At 57.9% G+C, this 16,579-nt stretch carries 24 protein-coding genes and 1 tRNA gene; 14 read left to right on the top strand and 11 right to left on the bottom strand.

What is annotated here, in order from left to right; translation table 11 throughout:
- Positions 1–112: 112 nt before the first annotated feature.
- The 5 genes from ACR0M3_RS09605 to nthA all read right to left on the bottom strand — a co-directional run bounded on the left by ACR0M3_RS09605 (position 113) and on the right by nthA (position 3,482).
- Positions 113–349, bottom strand: a complete 237-nt coding sequence (locus ACR0M3_RS09605) for a DUF2842 domain-containing protein (RefSeq protein ID WP_480476464.1) — start codon at positions 347–349, stop codon at positions 113–115.
- Positions 349–1,644 carry an adenylosuccinate synthase gene (locus ACR0M3_RS09600; protein WP_480486046.1) on the bottom strand — a complete coding sequence of 432 codons (1,296 nt, stop codon included), beginning with the start codon at positions 1,642–1,644 and terminating at the stop codon, positions 349–351. Before ACR0M3_RS09600 ends, ACR0M3_RS09605 begins: the two co-directional genes overlap by 1 nt.
- Before the next feature lie 223 nt (positions 1,645–1,867).
- On the bottom strand, positions 1,868–2,197 hold the full coding sequence (locus tag ACR0M3_RS09595) for a nitrile hydratase accessory protein (protein WP_480481538.1): 330 nt from the start codon (positions 2,195–2,197) through the stop codon (positions 1,868–1,870).
- Positions 2,194–2,871 carry a nitrile hydratase subunit beta gene (nthB, locus tag ACR0M3_RS09590; protein ID WP_480481540.1) on the bottom strand — a complete coding sequence of 226 codons (678 nt, stop codon included), beginning with the start codon at positions 2,869–2,871 and terminating at the stop codon, positions 2,194–2,196. Before nthB ends, ACR0M3_RS09595 begins: the two co-directional genes overlap by 4 nt.
- A complete protein-coding gene (gene nthA, locus ACR0M3_RS09585) occupies positions 2,868–3,482 on the bottom strand; it encodes a nitrile hydratase subunit alpha (protein ID WP_480481542.1) in 615 nt (204 codons plus the stop codon). The genes nthB and nthA overlap by 4 nt, the downstream gene beginning before the upstream one ends.
- 150 nt (positions 3,483–3,632) lie before the next feature.
- Here nthA and secG point away from each other — a divergent pair, with 150 nt between their 5' ends.
- The 11 genes from secG (at position 3,633) to ACR0M3_RS09530 (ending at position 12,710) form a co-directional block, all read left to right on the top strand.
- The gene (gene secG, locus ACR0M3_RS09580) at positions 3,633–3,992 is read left to right on the top strand and encodes a preprotein translocase subunit SecG (RefSeq protein WP_267365950.1); all 360 of its coding nucleotides are present in this window, start codon (positions 3,633–3,635) and stop codon (positions 3,990–3,992) included.
- 160 nt (positions 3,993–4,152) lie between these two features.
- Positions 4,153–5,796 (top strand): CTP synthase, encoded by a 1,644-nt coding sequence (locus tag ACR0M3_RS09575; protein ID WP_480481546.1) that lies wholly within the window; start codon positions 4,153–4,155, stop codon positions 5,794–5,796.
- A gap of 112 nt (positions 5,797–5,908) precedes the next feature.
- Positions 5,909–6,391, top strand: a complete 483-nt coding sequence (locus ACR0M3_RS09570; RefSeq protein ID WP_209504293.1) for a bacterioferritin — start codon at positions 5,909–5,911, stop codon at positions 6,389–6,391.
- A 160-nt stretch (positions 6,392–6,551) separates the two neighbouring features.
- Complete coding sequence (locus ACR0M3_RS09565) at positions 6,552–7,322, top strand: isocitrate lyase/PEP mutase family protein (protein WP_480899595.1); 771 nt, start codon at positions 6,552–6,554, stop codon at positions 7,320–7,322.
- 180 nt (positions 7,323–7,502) lie between these two features.
- On the top strand, positions 7,503–7,952 hold the full coding sequence (locus ACR0M3_RS09560; protein ID WP_209504295.1) for a tellurite resistance TerB family protein: 450 nt from the start codon (positions 7,503–7,505) through the stop codon (positions 7,950–7,952).
- A gap of 20 nt (positions 7,953–7,972) precedes the next feature.
- Entirely contained in the window at positions 7,973–8,410 is a 438-nt protein-coding gene (locus tag ACR0M3_RS09555) for a tellurite resistance TerB family protein (RefSeq protein WP_209504296.1), read from the top strand.
- Entirely contained in the window at positions 8,407–9,156 is a 750-nt protein-coding gene (locus ACR0M3_RS09550; protein ID WP_480910446.1) for a phosphate/phosphite/phosphonate ABC transporter substrate-binding protein, read from the top strand. The genes ACR0M3_RS09555 and ACR0M3_RS09550 overlap by 4 nt, the downstream gene beginning before the upstream one ends.
- A gap of 128 nt (positions 9,157–9,284) precedes the next feature.
- The gene (locus tag ACR0M3_RS09545; RefSeq protein ID WP_267365283.1) at positions 9,285–10,061 is read left to right on the top strand and encodes an ABC transporter ATP-binding protein; all 777 of its coding nucleotides are present in this window, start codon (positions 9,285–9,287) and stop codon (positions 10,059–10,061) included.
- 34 nt (positions 10,062–10,095) lie between these two features.
- The gene (locus ACR0M3_RS09540; protein ID WP_267365285.1) at positions 10,096–10,845 is read left to right on the top strand and encodes a transporter substrate-binding domain-containing protein; all 750 of its coding nucleotides are present in this window, start codon (positions 10,096–10,098) and stop codon (positions 10,843–10,845) included.
- A 79-nt stretch (positions 10,846–10,924) separates the two neighbouring features.
- Complete coding sequence (locus tag ACR0M3_RS09535; protein WP_480481688.1) at positions 10,925–11,812, top strand: ABC transporter permease; 888 nt, start codon at positions 10,925–10,927, stop codon at positions 11,810–11,812.
- 91 nt (positions 11,813–11,903) lie between these two features.
- Positions 11,904–12,710: an ABC transporter permease gene (locus ACR0M3_RS09530; protein ID WP_209595834.1), complete on the top strand. Its 807-nt coding sequence runs from the start codon at positions 11,904–11,906 to the stop codon at positions 12,708–12,710.
- A gap of 92 nt (positions 12,711–12,802) precedes the next feature.
- Here ACR0M3_RS09530 and ACR0M3_RS09525 read toward each other — a convergent pair.
- Positions 12,803–12,879 (bottom strand) — tRNA-His (locus tag ACR0M3_RS09525).
- 48 nt (positions 12,880–12,927) lie between these two features.
- Positions 12,928–13,410, bottom strand: a complete 483-nt coding sequence (locus ACR0M3_RS09520; protein ID WP_480486055.1) for a GNAT family N-acetyltransferase — start codon at positions 13,408–13,410, stop codon at positions 12,928–12,930.
- 77 nt (positions 13,411–13,487) lie between these two features.
- Between ACR0M3_RS09520 and ACR0M3_RS09515 the strand changes: the two genes are divergently transcribed.
- Complete coding sequence (locus tag ACR0M3_RS09515; RefSeq protein WP_117869403.1) at positions 13,488–13,676, top strand: DUF6324 family protein; 189 nt, start codon at positions 13,488–13,490, stop codon at positions 13,674–13,676.
- A gap of 4 nt (positions 13,677–13,680) precedes the next feature.
- Here the strand turns inward: ACR0M3_RS09515 and ACR0M3_RS09510 are convergent, their stop codons facing one another.
- Positions 13,681–14,112: an MmcB family DNA repair protein gene (locus ACR0M3_RS09510; RefSeq protein WP_209504302.1), complete on the bottom strand. Its 432-nt coding sequence runs from the start codon at positions 14,110–14,112 to the stop codon at positions 13,681–13,683.
- A gap of 114 nt (positions 14,113–14,226) precedes the next feature.
- Here ACR0M3_RS09510 and ACR0M3_RS09505 point away from each other — a divergent pair, with 114 nt between their 5' ends.
- Positions 14,227–14,547 (top strand): ArsR/SmtB family transcription factor, encoded by a 321-nt coding sequence (locus ACR0M3_RS09505; RefSeq protein ID WP_480899657.1) that lies wholly within the window; start codon positions 14,227–14,229, stop codon positions 14,545–14,547.
- Positions 14,544–14,969 (top strand): SRPBCC family protein, encoded by a 426-nt coding sequence (locus ACR0M3_RS09500; protein ID WP_480910444.1) that lies wholly within the window; start codon positions 14,544–14,546, stop codon positions 14,967–14,969. Before ACR0M3_RS09505 ends, ACR0M3_RS09500 begins: the two co-directional genes overlap by 4 nt.
- A gap of 214 nt (positions 14,970–15,183) precedes the next feature.
- Here ACR0M3_RS09500 and ACR0M3_RS09495 read toward each other — a convergent pair whose 3' ends face one another.
- From ACR0M3_RS09495 to ACR0M3_RS09485, 3 genes are read right to left on the bottom strand one after another with little or no spacing between them, the layout of a single operon-like run.
- Entirely contained in the window at positions 15,184–15,489 is a 306-nt protein-coding gene (locus ACR0M3_RS09495; protein WP_209504305.1) for a hypothetical protein, read from the bottom strand.
- Positions 15,490–15,548: 59 nt separating this feature from the next.
- Complete coding sequence (nusB, locus tag ACR0M3_RS09490) at positions 15,549–16,031, bottom strand: transcription antitermination factor NusB (RefSeq protein ID WP_209504306.1); 483 nt, start codon at positions 16,029–16,031, stop codon at positions 15,549–15,551.
- Complete coding sequence (locus tag ACR0M3_RS09485; protein ID WP_480910441.1) at positions 16,028–16,579, bottom strand: 6,7-dimethyl-8-ribityllumazine synthase; 552 nt, start codon at positions 16,577–16,579, stop codon at positions 16,028–16,030. The genes nusB and ACR0M3_RS09485 overlap by 4 nt, the downstream gene beginning before the upstream one ends.

Here is a 16,579-nt window from a genome sequence, read left to right as displayed (position 1 = left end):
AAGCCCGAGCATTTCGACTGATACCAGACAGCCGACAATATACCTCCGAGGACCGCGCGTAATCCTGCGCAGTGCTCAGCAGGCCCGGTCATTTACACGTACCTGACGAGCGCTAGGACTGATCGGGGTCTTCTTTACCGACGCCGCGAAACACAAACTTGAACGGCAGGGCCCAAAGGATGCCCAGCACGATATAAACCAGCAGTTCGATCCAGATCGGAGGACGCCCCAGCAAGTTCACGATCGTCACAACAGCGATGATGTACAGCGGAAGGCCAAGCACAAGGATCACCAGCGACCAGCGCCGGCGTGCCTTGTAACTCAACCCTGTCTTCTGTTTTTCGCGCATCAGTCGGCAAAGGGGTCTGTCACCAGAATGGTGTCATCCCGTTCCGGGCTGGTGGACAAAAGCGCTACCGGGCACTCGATCAGTTCTTCGACCCGACGTACATATTTGATCGCATTTGCAGGTAAATCCGCCCAGCTGCGCGCGCCTTCGGTCGATTCGCTCCACCCCGGCATTTCTTCATAAATCGGGGTACAGCGGGCTTGCTGATCAGCTGCGGTTGGAAGGTAATCCAAACGCTCGCCATCCAGCTCATACCCGGTGCAGATCTTAAGGGTCTCAAACCCGTCCAGAACATCCAGCTTTGTCAGCGAAATGCCGTTCACGCCGCTGGTGGCGCAGGTCTGGCGCACCAGACAGGCGTCGAACCAGCCGCAGCGGCGCTTGCGGCCTGTTGTCGTCCCGAATTCGTGCCCGCGTTCACCCAGACGCTGACCGTCTGCGTCTTCCAACTCGGTCGGGAACGGCCCTTCTCCAACGCGGGTGGTATAGGCCTTAACAATGCCAAGCACGAAATTGATCGAGCCCGGTCCGATTCCAACACCGGTTGCCGCCTGCCCCGCAATCACGTTCGACGACGTCACAAAGGGATAAGTGCCAAAATCGATATCCAGCAGCGCGCCCTGCGCCCCTTCAAACAGGATGCGTTTCCCGGCCTTGCGCTTTTCGTTCAGCACTTTCCAGACAGGTGCCGCAAACGGCAGAATTTGTTGCGCGATCTCTTTGAGCTGAGCAACCAGCGCGTCGCGGTCAACCGGTTCGATACCCAGACCCTTGCGCAACGGATCGTGATGTTGCAATGCGCGGTCCACGCGGGCCTCCAGCGTGGCTTCGTCCGCCAGATCGGCAACGCGAACGGAACGCCGCCCAACCTTGTCTTCATAGGCCGGGCCAATTCCACGACCGGTTGTTCCGATCTTGGTGCCTTTGCTCGCAGCTTCCTCGCGCGCACGATCCAACTCGCCGTGAATCGGCAGAATCAACGGCGTGTTTTCGGCAATCATCAGCGTGTCGGGCGTAATCTCAACACCCTGCGCCCGGATGGTTGCGATCTCATTGACCAGATGCCAGGGGTCCAGAACCACCCCATTGCCAATAACACTCAACTTGCCGCCGCGTACCACACCCGAAGGAAGCGCGTGCAGCTTATAGACCTCACCGTCGATCACCAGCGTATGACCGGCATTGTGACCGCCCTGAAAACGCGCGATTACGTCCGCCCTTTCGCTGAGCCAGTCGACAATCTTGCCTTTTCCTTCGTCGCCCCATTGGGCGCCGACAACAACCACGTTGGCCATATCCGGTCCTTTTCGTGCTGAGTGATCAAACCCGGCTCATATAGCGGGGCAAAAACGGCAGGGAAACCGATATTTCGCCGCAGAGGAAAATCGCGCAGGCGCGCGATGCCTCCGGCGGGGATATTTGTAGCCAGATGAAGAGCGGATCCCCTGCTTCATCTGGCTTTAAATATCCCGGGGGAGGCGCCCGGAACGGGCGGCGGGGGCAGAGCCCCCTACCCTGTCATCGTAAGTGGACAGGTTGTCCGTGCGGAGTGGTCAGGTAAGCCTCTTCCCAGGCCTTATGCAGATCCTGCACATCTTTCGGCATGGCAGCGCCCTGTTCGACCAGCAATGCCTCAAGCGTTTCCAGCCATGCGTGGAAGTAATCGTCACCGCCATCCAGTTCCCGGGCAAGCCCGTTGCGTTTCAATGTCGCTGAAAAACGCGCCGCCCAATCCGCCCATTCGAACCGCCCGGCCTCGTTCAGCGCGACTGTGACGGCAAAGACCTGAGCGTGCCAGGGCTCAGCAAAAACCGGCTCGGGGGCTCCGTATGTGATGCAGTCGTTCATTCCGGTTGCAGGTAGCTTTGCCAGAGGTCCAGAACCACCTGGTCAGCGGGATGTTCGGGGGCGGCCCAGAGTTCTGATGCCGCAAAGACCACTGCATAAATCGGCTCTGGCGCCTCACCCAACCCATGCGCATTGGAATCGGGCAGAACATGGGTTCCGTGCAGGCGCAGGATTCGGCCCCTGGCACCGGATGCATAGACAGGCAGGCGCGTGTGACCTCCATCCACGAGGCGATTTGCCGCCGGTCGGACCGTGACAACCTCTTGCCCCACAGAATACAGCGCCGCGACATTGGAAGGCCTGTCCGCAGGCCCGCCTTTGGCCAGCGCAGCGGACACCGCTTCCGCCTTGAGTGCTCTGTCCGCCAAGGGGTGCGGTTCGTCGCCGCTCACGCCACGCAGATCATCCAATGTCAGAACACCCTTTTCGACCAGCAGATCGGTCAGACCGGATATCCATTTCTCATAATAGGAAAACCGGGTGTAATCCTTCGGGGAGAGGCGTTCGCGCGCGTGGCGCGAAACGTCGATGTTCCACTGCCCCAGAAAACCGGATGCAAGTGTCACCGCAAGAGCGCGGGCGTGCCAGTCTTCGGCAAAGACCGGCGCATCCTCTGTCTCGGGGTTTATCGGACCGTCACCGAAACGTCCTCCCATATCGTGAACGCGGGTCATGCGGGCACCCTTGGAAGGCCCGTGCCAATCATGCTGTCGCGCGTCACAAGCGCGGCAAGCCCCTCTTCGCTCATCCCGTCTGTGCCTACAGGGCGCATGGGTAAGACGAGATAGCGAACCTCGGCTGTCGAATCCCAAACCCGTACAGATGTGTCTTGGGGCAAGGTGACGCCGAATTCGGCCAGCACCTTGCGCGGTTCTCGCACTGCGCGGGCGCGGTAGGCGTCGGATTTGTACCATCCGGGCGGTATGCCCAGCAGCGGCCAAGGGTAACAGCTGCACAGCGTGCAGACGACCATATTGTGCCGGTCCGGTGTGTTCTCAACCACCACCATATGTTCACCCTGGCGGCCATAGTAGCCAAGGTCGGCCACGACCGGAGTGGCGTCTTCCAGCAGGGCAGCTTTGAAGGCAGGGTCGCTCCAGGCTTTGGCAACGACGCGCGCGCCGTTTTGCGGCCCGATCCTGTTCTGATAAGTGTCGATAATCTCATCCAGAGCCGCTGGATCGATCAGCCCTTTGCGGGTCAGAATCGTCTCGAGCGCTTTGACGCGCAATGCGGGTTCAGGTGGCAACAGGGCATGCGGGTGGTCGTGATCGTCATGTGGCATGGCCGCAGCCTGCGTCACAAATCGACACACTGTCCAGTCCCTTTGACGTGATGGGATACATCAAAGAAGTTGATGCCAACTCCTGACTTGCCCCCGCTGGCAAACTTGCATAAGTACCACGCGATACACGCCACGCTGTACAGGACCACCATGGAAAACGTCGTTCTCATCATCCATCTTCTTCTGGCTCTGGGCCTGATCGCCGTCGTCCTGATGCAGCGGTCCGAAGGCGGCGGCCTGGGTATGGGTGGTGGCGGTGCCATGGCTGGTCGCGCAGCAGCGACGGCATTGGGCAAGGTGACCTGGATTCTGGCGGCCTGTTTCATCGTCACCTCGATCACGCTGACCATTCTTGCGGCTCAGAAATCTTCGGGCAGCTCGGTAATCGATCGTCTGGGCGTTCCAGCGCCGGCTTCGACAGAAGAAAGCACACCGGCGATTCCGTCGGTTGATGATCTTCTGCCGCCGGCACAGGACGACAACGCGCCACTGATCCCGCAGGCGGATTGATCCACAAAACCTAGAAACCTGAAAGAGGACTGCAACAGCATCTTGCGGTTCTCTTGCGCTTTTGGCGCGAATCCTTTATATGTGAAGTCCCGTGATGCAGCGGTTTTTCGGAACCGTCGGGCAGCTGATTTTGACGTCTCACGGGAGCAGCCGAAAAACTATGGCACGTTTTATTTTCATCACCGGTGGTGTGGTTTCGTCCTTGGGCAAAGGGCTGGCTTCGGCAGCATTGGGCGCTTTGTTGCAAGCCCGCGGTTACTCGGTGCGTCTGCGCAAGCTGGACCCCTATCTGAACGTCGATCCCGGTACGATGTCGCCCTTTGAGCATGGCGAAGTGTTTGTCACCGATGATGGTGCCGAGACCGATCTGGACCTTGGCCACTACGAACGGTTCACCGGAGTCGCCGCGCGCAAGACCGACTCGGTCAGTTCCGGGCGGATCTATTCGAACGTGCTCGAGAAAGAACGCCGTGGCGATTACCTTGGCAAGACCATTCAGGTGATCCCGCACGTCACAAACGAGATCAAGGATTTCATCGCCATCGGCGAGGATGAGGTTGATTTCATGCTGTGTGAGATTGGCGGTACCGTGGGCGATATCGAAGGCCTGCCCTTCTTTGAAGCCATTCGTCAGTTCAGTCAGGACAAACCGCGCGGCCAGTGTATCTTTATGCATCTGACGTTGCTGCCCTACATCAAAGCGTCGGGTGAGTTGAAAACCAAGCCGACCCAGCACTCGGTGAAAGAACTGCGTTCGATCGGTCTGGCCCCCGATATTCTGGTCTGCCGGTCCGAAGGGCCGATCCCGACCAAGGAACGGGAAAAACTGGCCCTGTTCTGTAACGTGCGTCCGGACAGCGTGATCGCAGCGCAGGACCTGTCGACCATCTACGACGCCCCGCTGGCCTATCACCGCGAGGGGCTGGATCAGGCCGTTCTTGATGCCTTCCAGATCAGCCCCGCCCCCAAGCCCGATCTGGCCAAATGGGAAGATGTGAGCGACCGCATCCACAACGCCGAAGGCGAAGTGAAAGTGGCCATTGTCGGCAAATATACGCAGCTTGAAGACGCCTATAAGTCGATTGCCGAGGCGCTGACCCATGGCGGTATGGCCAACCGCGTGAAGGTCAAGATCGAGTGGGTGGATGCCGAGGTTTTCGATACCGAAGACGCGGCCCCGTATCTGGAAGGCTTCCACGCCATCCTCGTCCCCGGTGGGTTTGGCGAGCGTGGCACCGAAGGCAAGATCAAGGCGGCGCAATATGCGCGCGAGCACAAGGTTCCCTATCTGGGCATTTGTCTCGGCATGCAGATGGCGGTGATCGAGGCTGCGCGGAACGCTGCGGGAATCGCCGAAGCCGGGTCCGAGGAATTCGACCATGAGGCCGGGAAGAAACGGTTTGAACCGGTGGTCTATCACCTCAAGGAGTGGGTACAGGGCAACCACAAGGTCGAGCGCAAGGTCGGCGACGACAAAGGCGGCACAATGCGCCTTGGGGCTTACAACGCAGTATTGGCGGATGGATCCAAAGTGGCCGAGGTTTATGGCGGCACGCAGATCGAGGAACGACACCGCCACCGCTATGAGGTGGACATCAAGTATCGCGACAAGCTTGAAAAAGCGGGCCTGAAGTTTTCGGGCATGTCGCCGGACGGACGTCTGCCTGAAATCGTGGAATGGGCGGATCATCCGTGGTTCATCGGCGTTCAGTACCACCCGGAACTGAAGTCCAAGCCGTTTGACCCGCATCCGCTGTTTCGCGAATTTGTGCGGGCCGCGAAAGACACTTCGCGGCTGGTCTAATCTCTGACTGTGTCGGACTGTCACCCCACGTTGTTTCGTGGGGGCTGACCTCTTAACTGTGTGGAGAGGCAGGTTTTCTGCTTTTGCATTTCACGGTTTCAGGAGATTTCCGATGAGCAACGCAACAACGATCACCAACCTTCAGCAAGCGCTTCATATGGAGCTTACTGCCGCGCACCAATACCAGTTGCACGCGCACGTACTGGACGACTGGGGCCTTGATATTCTGGCCGAGAAAATGCGGGGCGAGATGCAGGAAGAACTGGTGCATTCTGACGCCTTTATCGAACGTATCCTGTTTCTGGGTGGAACCCCCGAGCTTGCGTTTCAGAAAAGCCCGGCCGCAGCAGGCACACTAGAGGAGATGTTCGCCTCTGATCTCAAAGACGAGAGTGAGGCCGTCGACTTCTACACCAATGCAGCGCAACAGGCGGCTGAGGCCGGTGATGTTGGTTCGCGTACACTTTTCGAACGCATCCTGATGGAAGAAGAAGGTCACAAAGCCTGGCTGGAGACACAGCTGAGTCTTCTGCAACGTCTGGGCGAATCTGCGTTTAGCGCGAAATTCGTCTCTGGCGCCGTGGGCGAAGCCTGAGACCTTGGTTTCAAACCGGTGGATGTCACAGGTGCTTTGCGAAGCTGACGCAATCTGTGCCTGTGCCGTCACCTTAAATTGACCTGGCTGGGTGCAAAAACTCTGGCCGGGTCATTTTCTCAGCGTTAGCTGTAGGATACGTGACAACAGGAGAGTTCCGATGACCAGCCAGTCCCAGAAAGCCGTGACCTTTACCAGCCTTCACAAGAAGGGCGATCCTGTCATTCTGTTCAATATCTGGGACGCTGGCAGCGCTGGCGCCGTTCGGGACGCTGGTGCCCAGGCCATCGCGACCGGCAGTGCCCCTGTTGCCATGGCGCAGGGCTATGGCGACGGGCAGAACATTCCACTTGAGGCCGCGTTGGACAATGTACGCCGCATCGTTGCGGCGATTGATTTGCCGGTAACACTGGATTTCGAGGGGGCTTATGCCGAAGACCCGCAAGGGATCGCGCAAAACGTTCGGCGCGCACTTGACTGCGGTGTTGTCGGGTTCAACTTTGAAGACCAGATCATCGGTGGTGACGGTCTCTACGATATCGCCACTCAGGCCAAACGCGTTGAAGCGATGTGCGACGCTTGCGCGCGCGCAAGCATTCCCGGCTATGTCAATGCGCGCACAGATATCTTCCTGAAGGCCGCAGCGGACACCCATGACGACACGATGCTGGATGAGGCCATTGCCCGTGCCAATGCCTATGCTGACGCAGGCGCCAGCGGATTCTTTGCCCCCGGGCTAAAGAACGAAGCCCTGATCGCCCGGCTTTGCGAATCCACCACGTTGCCGGTCAATATCATCGCTCTGCCCGGCACGCCGGATACGGCCACTCTGGCAAAGCTCGGGGTCGCGCGGATCAGCTACGGCCCGGTCCCCTATCGCCAGATGCTGGCCTGGTTGCAGAACGCAGCCAAAGAGGCGCTGACCTGGTAAACGCAGGCCTTTGTTTCTTAAGGACAAATTGAAACTCATGGATATTGGGCAATGATTGATTGTTGGCCGGTGTGTACCCGGTGCCGCGCAGCTCTGGTTCAGCGCGGGACACACGCAATACTATAGCAAGACCGGCATTTCGTGCTTGGCCGATCACGACCTGTCGTCTAGGTGTTTGTTATGTTGAAAAGGTTCTTTAAGGCGCTCAGACCGCCTCATCATGAACAATTGCCGGACCCGGATGCAGAACTTGCTCTGGGTGCTCTGATGGTGCGCGTCGCGCAGGCAGATCGCGATTATAAGCTGGAAGAGATCAGTCTGATCGACAAGATACTGGCTCGTCTTTACCAGCATAACGCGATTGAGGCGGCCAAGGTTCGGGCCACCTGCGAAAAGCTCCATGCTGCGGCACCGGAAACTGATACGTTCGGCAAACTGATCCGGGAAACCACGGACCTAAAAGAGCGGCTGGCAGCCCTTGACGCGTTGTGGGAAATCGTTCTGGCAGATGGCAGTTCGGACGAGGGCGAGATAAAGATCGTCGAAGAAGCCCGCATTGCCATGGGCCTGAGCTATAATGACAGTCAGGCAGCGCGCGAGCGCGTCCAAAGCCGCTTGGATGTGAGTTAAGCGCCCGCTATATCTTACCCATGTTCAGCGACTTTCTTTCCAGGCTCACACAGCCCAAGCCCGACCCGCTTGTCGAAGATGATGCCCGCCTGGCCCTGACGGCCCTGCTGGTGCGTCTGGCACGATCTGACAACGATTATTCTGATTCTGAGATGGCGCGCATCGACCGCATCTCGGCTGAACGATACGGTTTGTCCCCGTTCGAAAGCGCGGCTTTGCGCGCCCGTGCCGAAGATCTTGAGGCCGAGGCCCCCGACACGGTCCGTTTTACCCGTGCCATCAAAGAAGCTGTCGCTTATGAAAACCGGCTGGCGGTGGTTCAGGCGCTGTGGTCGGTGGCGCTGGCTGATGGCCACCGTACGGGTGAGGAGGACTCGCTGCTGCGTCTGGTTGTCAGCTTACTAGGGGTCAGCGACGTGGATTCGGCTTTGGCCCGGCAAAAGGCCGCTAAATCTTGATCGCCATGCTTGGCATGTATGACATGCCCGAGGTTCAGGCCGCCAATGATCGGTTCTGGGGGTTGATTCGTGCGCATTTGGGATGCGGGCCAGAACAGCTGACCCGAGACACCGATGTTTGGCAGGTCTGGCTTGATCCCGAACTGGTGCTGGCGCAGACCTGTGGAATGCCCTATCGCACACGCTTGCATGGTCGGGTTCAACTGGTGGGCACCCCGGATTACGGCCTGCCCGGTTGTCCTGCCGGGCATTATTGCTCGGTCTTTGTGGCGCGGCGCGACGACAACCGCACGCTGGCGGGCATGACTGACGGTATCTTCGCGTATAACGAAGCGCTGTCTCAATCCGGCTGGGCAGCACCGATCACGCATCTATCCCGGGAGAACCTGAATCCTGCGTCATTGTTGGAAACAGGCGGTCACGCGCTGTCAGCGCAGGCGGTCTCGGACGGGAAGGCAGATTTCGCCGCGCTGGATGCGTTGACCTGGATGATGTTGCAGGAACATACCGATCTGGGCGAAAGCCTGCGCGAATTGGCAAAAACCTCTCCGACACCGACCCTGCCCTATATTACCGGACCCGACCAAAACGTTGATCAGGTCGCAGACGCAGTTCGAGCTGCGATAAACAGCCTTACCGAACACGACCGCAAAACGCTGCACATTCAGGATTTGGTCGACATCCCGGCGGAGGAGTACCTGTCCGTACCGACCCCGCCACCGCCATGCGCACAGCGGATAATCTGATGACCAAATTGTCCGGTGCATTTGGTCATTTTGGCTGTTTCCGACCCTGAATTTGCGAATTGCGCATTGCATTGAGCAAATTTTTCGGCCCTATTACCGCACCAACACCACAAACTACTGGACTGCCCGTGACAGAAATCGCTCCCGTCATCGAAATCAAAAACCTTCACAAAAGCTTCGGCAATCTGGAAGTGTTGAAGGGGGTGGATATCACAGCGCATGGCGGCGACGTGGTCTCGCTGATCGGGTCATCGGGGTCAGGAAAATCAACTTTGCTGCGCTGCTGCAATCTGTTGGAAGACAGCCAGCAGGGCGAAATCCTGTTCAAAGGCGAACCTGTCAAATGGTCGGGCGATAGCCATGGGCGCCGCCCCGCGGACCCCAAGCAGGTTCTGCGCATCCGCACCAACCTGTCGATGGTGTTTCAGCAGTTCAATCTGTGGGCGCATATGACCATCCTGCAAAATGTGATGGAAGCCCCCGTGACCGTTCTGGGCCGCGACAAGGCCGAAGTGGAAGACAGCGCGCGCAAATACCTTGAGAAAGTTGGGATTGGCGACAAATGCGACGCCTATCCGGCGCAATTGTCCGGCGGTCAGCAACAGCGTGCCGCGATCGCGCGGGGGCTGTGCATGGAACCGCAGGCGCTGTTGTTCGACGAACCGACCTCGGCGCTGGATCCCGAACTTGAACAGGAAGTGATCAAGGTGATCAAGGATCTGGCCGCAGAAGGGCGCACCATGATCATCGTGACCCATGACATGAAAATGGCGGCAGATATCTCGAGCCACGTGGTATTTCTTCATCAGGGCCTGATCGAGGAAGAAGGTTTGCCCGAAGATATCTTTACATCACCCGAATCCGAACGGCTTCGGGGCTTTCTCTCCGCTACTCAAGCGGCTTAACTTCAAGAACAGAACCAAAACTGGGGAGTAACCAATGAAAAACCTGATTCTGTCCACTGCAGCCCTGGCGCTGACTGCTGGTATCGCGATGGCCGACACGGTCCGCATGGGCACCGAGGGCGCCTACCCTCCGTACAACTTCATCAACGATGCAGGTGAAATCGACGGGTTCGAGCGTGAAGTCGGCGACGAGCTGTGCAAACGCGCTAACCTGGAGTGTGAATGGGTCAAGAACGACTGGGATTCGATCATTCCGAACCTGGTCTCGGGCAACTACGACACCATCATTGCCGGTATGTCGATCACAGCCGAACGTGATGAGGTCATCGACTTTACCCAAGACTATTACCCGCCGACCGCGTCGGCCTATGTCGCGACCTCTGACTCGGCAGACGTAACCGGCGGTGTCGTTGCTGCGCAAACCGCCACGATCCAGGCAGGCCACGTTGCCGAATCCGGTGCAACCCTGGTCGAATTCGCGACCCCGGAAGAAACCATTGCAGCCGTCCGTAACGGTGAAGCCGATGCCGTTCTGGCCGACCGCGACTATCTGGTGCCGCTGGTCGAGGAATCGGGCGGTGAGCTGGTCTTTATCGGCGATCCGGTTCCGCTGGGCGGCGGTGTCGGCATGGGCCTGCGTGAAAGCGACGGTGAACTGCGCGGCAAATTCGACGAAGCCATCACTTCGATGAAAGCTGACGGCACGCTGAACGAGATGCTGATCAAGTGGTTCGGTGAGGGCACCGCCACATACGGTACTGACGGTTCGGTCGTCACCAACTAAGACCTGACCAATCCCGGTCCGGTGCTTTGGCGCCGGGCCGCTTCCGGCCTAGCCGGAACAGACGTTGGAAAGACGCCATATGTTCTCGTACTGCGCTGATCCTGACACGCTGGGCACGTTCCGCTGGTTTTCATGCTACCTGACCAATGGCGTCCACTGGTCGTTCTACCTGTCTTTCATCAAGGTTTTGGCCTTGCTGGCTGTGACCGCGCCCGTCGCTCTTGGCTTCGGGTTTGCTGGAGCCATGGCGGCGCGCTCGCATTTCCCGCCCCTCAGCTGGTTGGGCAAAGGATATATCGCGATTGTGCGCGGCGTGCCCGACATTGCGTTTTTCCTGTTCTTCGTCATCGCGTTGGATCAGGCGTTTGAGTGGACGCGGCATAAGATATTGTGCCCGGACTGGACCGACCCAATCCGCCAGGGCAATGACTTCCTCGTTTGTCAGGCCGCCAAGCTGCCACTTGGAACCGCGCCTGAATGGGTGCATGAAACCTATGGGTTTTTCCTTGCGGTCATCACCTTCTCTATCGTTTTTGGTGCTTTCGCGGCCAATGTCCTGTTCGGCGGAATGCGCGCCGTACCACATGCGCAACTGGAAACGGCCGAAGCTTATGGCATGAATCGCCGCCAGACCTTCTGGAAAATCCTCGTACCTCAGATGTGGGTTTACGCGCTGCCCGGCCTGTCCAATCTGTGGATGGTGCTGATCAAGGCGACACCCCTGCTCTTCCTGCTGGGCGTCGAAGATATCGTGTATTGGGCGCGCGAACTGGGCGGCACCAAAACCTCGAAATTCACGCAATACCCGCATGGCGACTGGCGCATGTGGTATTTCCTGTTCCTGCTGATCTTTTACCTTGGCATGACCCGTTTCTCGGAACTTGGGCTTGAAAAACTGATGCGGCGATTGTCCCACGGACAGGCCACTTCCGGCGGAGAGCTTCTGCGCAAGGAGACCACGGCATGATGATCCGCGTTCAAGACCGCAACCAGGTGCCGCACGCGATTGCACAGCAATCTCTCTCGCGCCCGCAATCTCCTTTCCAAGGAGCCCGATCATGAGCTGCATCCAGACCATTCAGGATTACGGCCTGCGGTCGCTTGGCTTTGGCGAACGCCTGCTGCCCAAGACCGATTTCACCCTGTGCGAACAGTTCACCCTGATCGGCTCGGGCATGATCTGGAACATCTATTTCGGCGTCATGGCGCTGGCGACCGGGTTCTTTCTGGCCACCGCGCTGGCCGTCGGCAAAGCCTCGACCAACAAATGGCTGCGCAAACCTGCCGAATGGTTCATCTTTCTGTTCCGGGGCTCGCCTCTCTTTATCCAGTTCTTCTTTGCTTATTTCTTCTTCCTGTCGCTGAAGAAAACATATCCGATGTTCGACGCCTTCACCTCGGCCTGGCTGGGGGCGCTGATCGTGCTGTTCCTGAACACCGCAGCCTATTCGGGTGAGATTTTTTACGGTGCCCTGCGCTCGATCCCCAAGGGAGATATCGAAGCGGCAGATGCCTATGGCATGTCCGGCTGGTCGCGGTTTCGGCGGATCGTCTGGCCCACCATGCTGCGTCTGGCCTGGCCGGCCTATACGAACGAAGCGATCTTTCTGTTCCATGCCACCACGCTGGTCTTCTTCTCGGCCTTTCCGGCCTGGCAACAACGTGGCGACGCGCTCTATTACGCCAGCTATTTCGCGGACAAAACGTTCAACCCCTTCATCCCCTATCCAATTCTGGCGTTCTATTTCATCCTGCTGACATTGGTGATTGTCGGGGGATTTGGCCTGATCAACAAACGCCTGAACCGCCACCTGCCCACCGCCAAACGGGCAAAAATGCGGTTCAAACTGAACCTGGCGCGCTAAAAGACGGCGCGCCGCAAATTCCGGCGTTCAAGCCTACACTACGCTTGTAATACGCTTGGTGATGCGAGCACGGACAGTCGATTTGGGGGGAATGGTACCGCCTCCCTGGCTTGAACAGGGGACCTCTGGATCCACAATCCAGCGCTCTAACCAACTGAGCTAAGGCGGCACTTTGTGAGGGGCGATGTACCGAACGCGCCGGGGGAATGCAAGAGGATTAAAGCCTAATTCTCCAGCTTTGTTCGACAAGATCGACGCCAAAGGAATGCACCGGTTTGCTGTCGATCAGTTCCCAGCCAAACGCCCTGTAAAGCGCGCAGGCAGCCGTATGACTTTCATGGGTCCACAAAACCATTTCCCGATATCCAGCCTCGCGTGCGAAGTCTGTACAGGTCTGTAACAGCCGTTTCCCCAACCCAAGTCCGCGCGCTTCGGGGACAAGCAGGAAGAGGCGCAGTTTGGCGGTTGTCTGGTCAACACGCACGCAGAAGATGCTACCCAATCTTTGCCCAGCCCGTTCAGCAATCCAGCCTTTTTCAAAGGACGGGTCATTGTTGGCAATGAACTCCTCAAGGATGCGCGCAACCAATGGGGCAAAGCTGTCATCAAATCCTTCGTCGCGCGCATAGAGTAACCCGTGCTGTCCAACCAGCCACGCGGCATCATCGGGGCGAAACGTTCTGAGAACCACATTTTCCATGTCTTATCTGACCGCAAAGGTGACTTGATTCTCAACCCCGTGCGCGCTAGCACGAATGCTCAGTCTCGGAGGCATAGATGGGCATCAATACCGAACGCGATATTCAGGCCAACCTGCAAATCGGTCCGACCGATCAGGGGATGGTACGCTTGTTCATCGAAGCCGACGGCATCGAGATTCCGATGGATTTCGACCCCGAGGAAGCCGAAGAAATCGCCGATGAGATCCGCGCCGCGATACAGGCCGCCCTCGCCGTCAAAGGCTGAGCTTTTACAAGCGCGGATCGCGCAGCGCATGCAGACGGCGTGCTGCATCTGTTGCAAATTTCTGGATCATCTTCTTGCGCCGCGCCGGGGCAAGCTTGTCCTCGGGCGCCATGCGCACGATCTCGGCATCATAGGCGTCAGCAATGATCAAGCCCGTTTCATCAGGTAACAGATCGGTCGGAAACTCGGTATCCACGGCCCAGAAGAATCGATCACACCATTCCAAATAGCCCTGCCATTTGGCATCCGATTGATAATCGGCACGGCTGGATTTGCATTCGATCACCCAAATCTCACCTTTGGGACCCAGCCCCATCACATCGACACGCAAACCACGTGCCGGAACGAATTCTTCAACAGAAACAAAACCATGCGCGGCAAGGTGGCGTGCGACGCCACGCGCCAGTTTCTGTCCGGGCTGCAAATCTAACAACATACCCCAAATGTGAACAATTGGTGAACAAAAGTAAAGTGCTCCATCGCGCTTGACATGACACCATTAGGTATCGCATTAATATGATACCAAATGGTATCTCTTCTGGGGTTGCTTATGGATAACCAAACTCAAAACGCGTTCCGAGCGCTGGCCGATCCCACACGTAGGGACATTGTACAATTGCTTTCGTCTCAGGACATGACCATCGGGCAGTTGACAGACCAGTTCGACATGACTCGGGCCGCGGTCAAAAAGCATCTGACCGTGCTATCCGACGGCGGCTTGATCACCGTCGAAACCCGTGGCCGCGAACGCATTAACCGTCTTGAACCACAGGGAATGGCCCCCGTTCTGGACTGGCTCAGGTATTTTGACCAGTTCTGGGACGATCGCCTCAACTCTCTCAAGGAAGCTGTTGAAAGGAAATCGAAATGACCGATGCAGTTCTGAAGAAATCGATCTTTCTGAGGGCCGAACCGGAAACGGTATGGGCTTATCTTACAGACCCGGATCGTCTGGCGGAATGGTTCCACAAACCTCAACACCCTCTGTCCGCGGGTCAAAAGTTGGAGATGTTTGGCACGACAAGCGGCGACCTGTTGATTTGGGGTGAGGTTCGCGTTGCCAACCCTCCCAAATATCTGGAATACACGTTCACCGTAAAACCGATGGGCGACGCGGTGAGCGTGGTCAAGTGGACCCTGGAACCCGTCGCAGGAGGGACGCGCCTTGACCTGCGGCATGAAGGCCTGCCGCAGGGGGCCGATGCCTTTGGCCTGATCCTGGCGCTAGACAAGGGATGGGACGAACACTTTGGCAAGATGCGCACGGCATTGCAAGAAACTGTTGATGCCTGACCCCTTGTGCGAACCCGTCAGACGCCCTACTTAAGCGCGTGGCGGGTTCTGCCCTTCTTGTGACAGGTAGCATTCTGGTGGCCTTAAGCAATTCCGAGGGGGCTGGCTCTGTTCAGGTCCTGGCCTGATTACCTGGCGCCCACCTGTATATACAGGTCCTCGGGAATCAAACCACACGGTTGTTTGGTGGTCCCGCCACATTTTCCCCTGAAATTCAGCGCCCTGCTGGGGCTTCCTGCTTTGCGACCGCCGGTTTAAAGCTGTGTACAACAGGGGTGCCCCGGCGCGGGCCTTGCGGCTTTTCTGCCATGCTCATGATCTTGTAGGCGAACTGGACACCCGCAAAGACAATGCCGTTCATGAACCAGATCATCACCAAAGCGATAAGGCCGATTTCCGAACTGGTTATCAGATGGCGCAGGTTTGCAACATTCAGCGCCAACAGGACGCCGACAAACACAGCCGAAATGACAAAGCCCCAGGCAACTTGCGTGATATAAAGGCGGATCAGTTTGGGCATGGCGAACCTCTTTGCGCAATGACATTCAAGTTAGCGCATATTTGGTTCTCGTAAAGGCGTCAGAATGCCTCGGGCTGTGCCTCACGCGCCATGTGATCCAGCACTGCGTTGACGAATTTCGGCTCTTTGCCTTCCGGGAAAAACGCACGCGCCACATCGACGAATTCGGTAATGACAACCTTTGGCGGCGTGTCGCTTTGGGTCAGCTCGGCACCTGCGGCACGGAACACCGCACGAAGGGTTGGATCGATGCGCGCAATCGGCCATTTGGCCACCAGTGCACGGTCGGTCATCTGGTCGATGGCGGCCTGATAGTTCACCGCATTGTCAACCAGGGACCGGAAAACCGAGATGTCGCCATCCAACATCTCCTCACCCTCATAGACAGCGCCAAAACGGTGATCCAGAAACTCATTCACGACAGCTTCGGTCGTTTGCCCGGACTGTTCCATCTGGAACAGCGCCTGCACGGCATAAAGCCGGGCGGCGGATTTCATCAGGCGTTTCTGGTTGGCCGGTTTCGGCGCGTCTGTCTTGGTCATGCTGTCGAGGGTCCGTTGCTGTCGCCCGCCACGAGGATGGACTCGGACGGCGGTTTGAAACCGACGCCCTTTTTGGAAGAGCCCCACTTACGGCTGAGCGCGATCAGATGCAAGGCCGCAGCAGCAGCCCCACCCCCTTTATTCATCTTTTTGGGGTTCGCGCGGACTTCGGCCTGCGCATCATTTTCTACGGTCAGAATACCGTTACCGATGCACAGGCCCTGCAGGCCCATCAACTGGATGGCCCGGCTAGAGTCGTTGCAAACGGTTTCATAATGCGTTGTCTCGCCACGAATGACGCAGCCGAGCGCGACATAGCCGTCAAAGCTGCACTGACGATCGGCCATTGCGATGGCGGTCGGGATTTCCAGCGCGCCGGGCACCTCGACCACTTCGCAGGTTCCGCCCGCGGCTTCGATTTCGGCCTTCGCGCCCGCAATCAGGTTATCGGCAATCGCACGATAAAACGGCGCCGCCACGATCAGCAGCTTGACCGGCTTGTCAAATGTCGGTGTCGGCAGAACGCCATGTTCGTCTTGAGCAGCCAT

It is taken from the genome of Ruegeria sp. O5, from assembly GCF_056535105.1.
The sequence above is the reverse complement of the archived record's forward strand: the minus strand, read 5'-3'. Positions and strand labels throughout refer to the sequence as shown.

Bases quoted from the DNA above. Each gene is read 5' to 3' on its own strand.
- ACR0M3_RS09605 (WP_480476464.1), bottom strand. From the start codon at position 349: ATGCGCGAAAAACAGAAGACAGGGTTGAGTTACAAGGCACGCCGGCGC.
- ACR0M3_RS09600 (WP_480486046.1), bottom strand. From the start codon at position 1,644: ATGGCCAACGTGGTTGTTGTCGGCGCCCAATGGGGCGACGAAGGAAAA.
- ACR0M3_RS09595 (WP_480481538.1), bottom strand. From the start codon at position 2,197: ATGAACGACTGCATCACATACGGAGCCCCCGAGCCGGTTTTTGCTGAG.
- nthB (WP_480481540.1), bottom strand. From the start codon at position 2,871: ATGACCCGCGTTCACGATATGGGAGGACGTTTCGGTGACGGTCCGATA.
- nthA (WP_480481542.1), bottom strand. From the start codon at position 3,482: ATGCCACATGACGATCACGACCACCCGCATGCCCTGTTGCCACCTGAA.
- secG (WP_267365950.1), top strand. From the start codon at position 3,633: ATGGAAAACGTCGTTCTCATCATCCATCTTCTTCTGGCTCTGGGCCTG.
- ACR0M3_RS09575 (WP_480481546.1), top strand. From the start codon at position 4,153: ATGGCACGTTTTATTTTCATCACCGGTGGTGTGGTTTCGTCCTTGGGC.
- ACR0M3_RS09570 (WP_209504293.1), top strand. From the start codon at position 5,909: ATGAGCAACGCAACAACGATCACCAACCTTCAGCAAGCGCTTCATATG.
- ACR0M3_RS09565 (WP_480899595.1), top strand. From the start codon at position 6,552: ATGACCAGCCAGTCCCAGAAAGCCGTGACCTTTACCAGCCTTCACAAG.
- ACR0M3_RS09560 (WP_209504295.1), top strand. From the start codon at position 7,503: ATGTTGAAAAGGTTCTTTAAGGCGCTCAGACCGCCTCATCATGAACAA.
- ACR0M3_RS09555 (WP_209504296.1), top strand. From the start codon at position 7,973: ATGTTCAGCGACTTTCTTTCCAGGCTCACACAGCCCAAGCCCGACCCG.
- ACR0M3_RS09540 (WP_267365285.1), top strand. From the start codon at position 10,096: ATGAAAAACCTGATTCTGTCCACTGCAGCCCTGGCGCTGACTGCTGGT.
- ACR0M3_RS09535 (WP_480481688.1), top strand. From the start codon at position 10,925: ATGTTCTCGTACTGCGCTGATCCTGACACGCTGGGCACGTTCCGCTGG.
- ACR0M3_RS09530 (WP_209595834.1), top strand. From the start codon at position 11,904: ATGAGCTGCATCCAGACCATTCAGGATTACGGCCTGCGGTCGCTTGGC.
- ACR0M3_RS09520 (WP_480486055.1), bottom strand. From the start codon at position 13,410: ATGGAAAATGTGGTTCTCAGAACGTTTCGCCCCGATGATGCCGCGTGG.
- ACR0M3_RS09515 (WP_117869403.1), top strand. From the start codon at position 13,488: ATGGGCATCAATACCGAACGCGATATTCAGGCCAACCTGCAAATCGGT.
- ACR0M3_RS09510 (WP_209504302.1), bottom strand. From the start codon at position 14,112: ATGTTGTTAGATTTGCAGCCCGGACAGAAACTGGCGCGTGGCGTCGCA.
- ACR0M3_RS09505 (WP_480899657.1), top strand. From the start codon at position 14,227: ATGGATAACCAAACTCAAAACGCGTTCCGAGCGCTGGCCGATCCCACA.
- ACR0M3_RS09500 (WP_480910444.1), top strand. From the start codon at position 14,544: ATGACCGATGCAGTTCTGAAGAAATCGATCTTTCTGAGGGCCGAACCG.
- ACR0M3_RS09495 (WP_209504305.1), bottom strand. From the start codon at position 15,489: ATGCCCAAACTGATCCGCCTTTATATCACGCAAGTTGCCTGGGGCTTT.
- nusB (WP_209504306.1), bottom strand. From the start codon at position 16,031: ATGACCAAGACAGACGCGCCGAAACCGGCCAACCAGAAACGCCTGATG.
- ACR0M3_RS09485 (WP_480910441.1), bottom strand. From the start codon at position 16,579: ATGGCTGCTCAAGACGAACATGGCGTTCTGCCGACACCGACATTTGAC.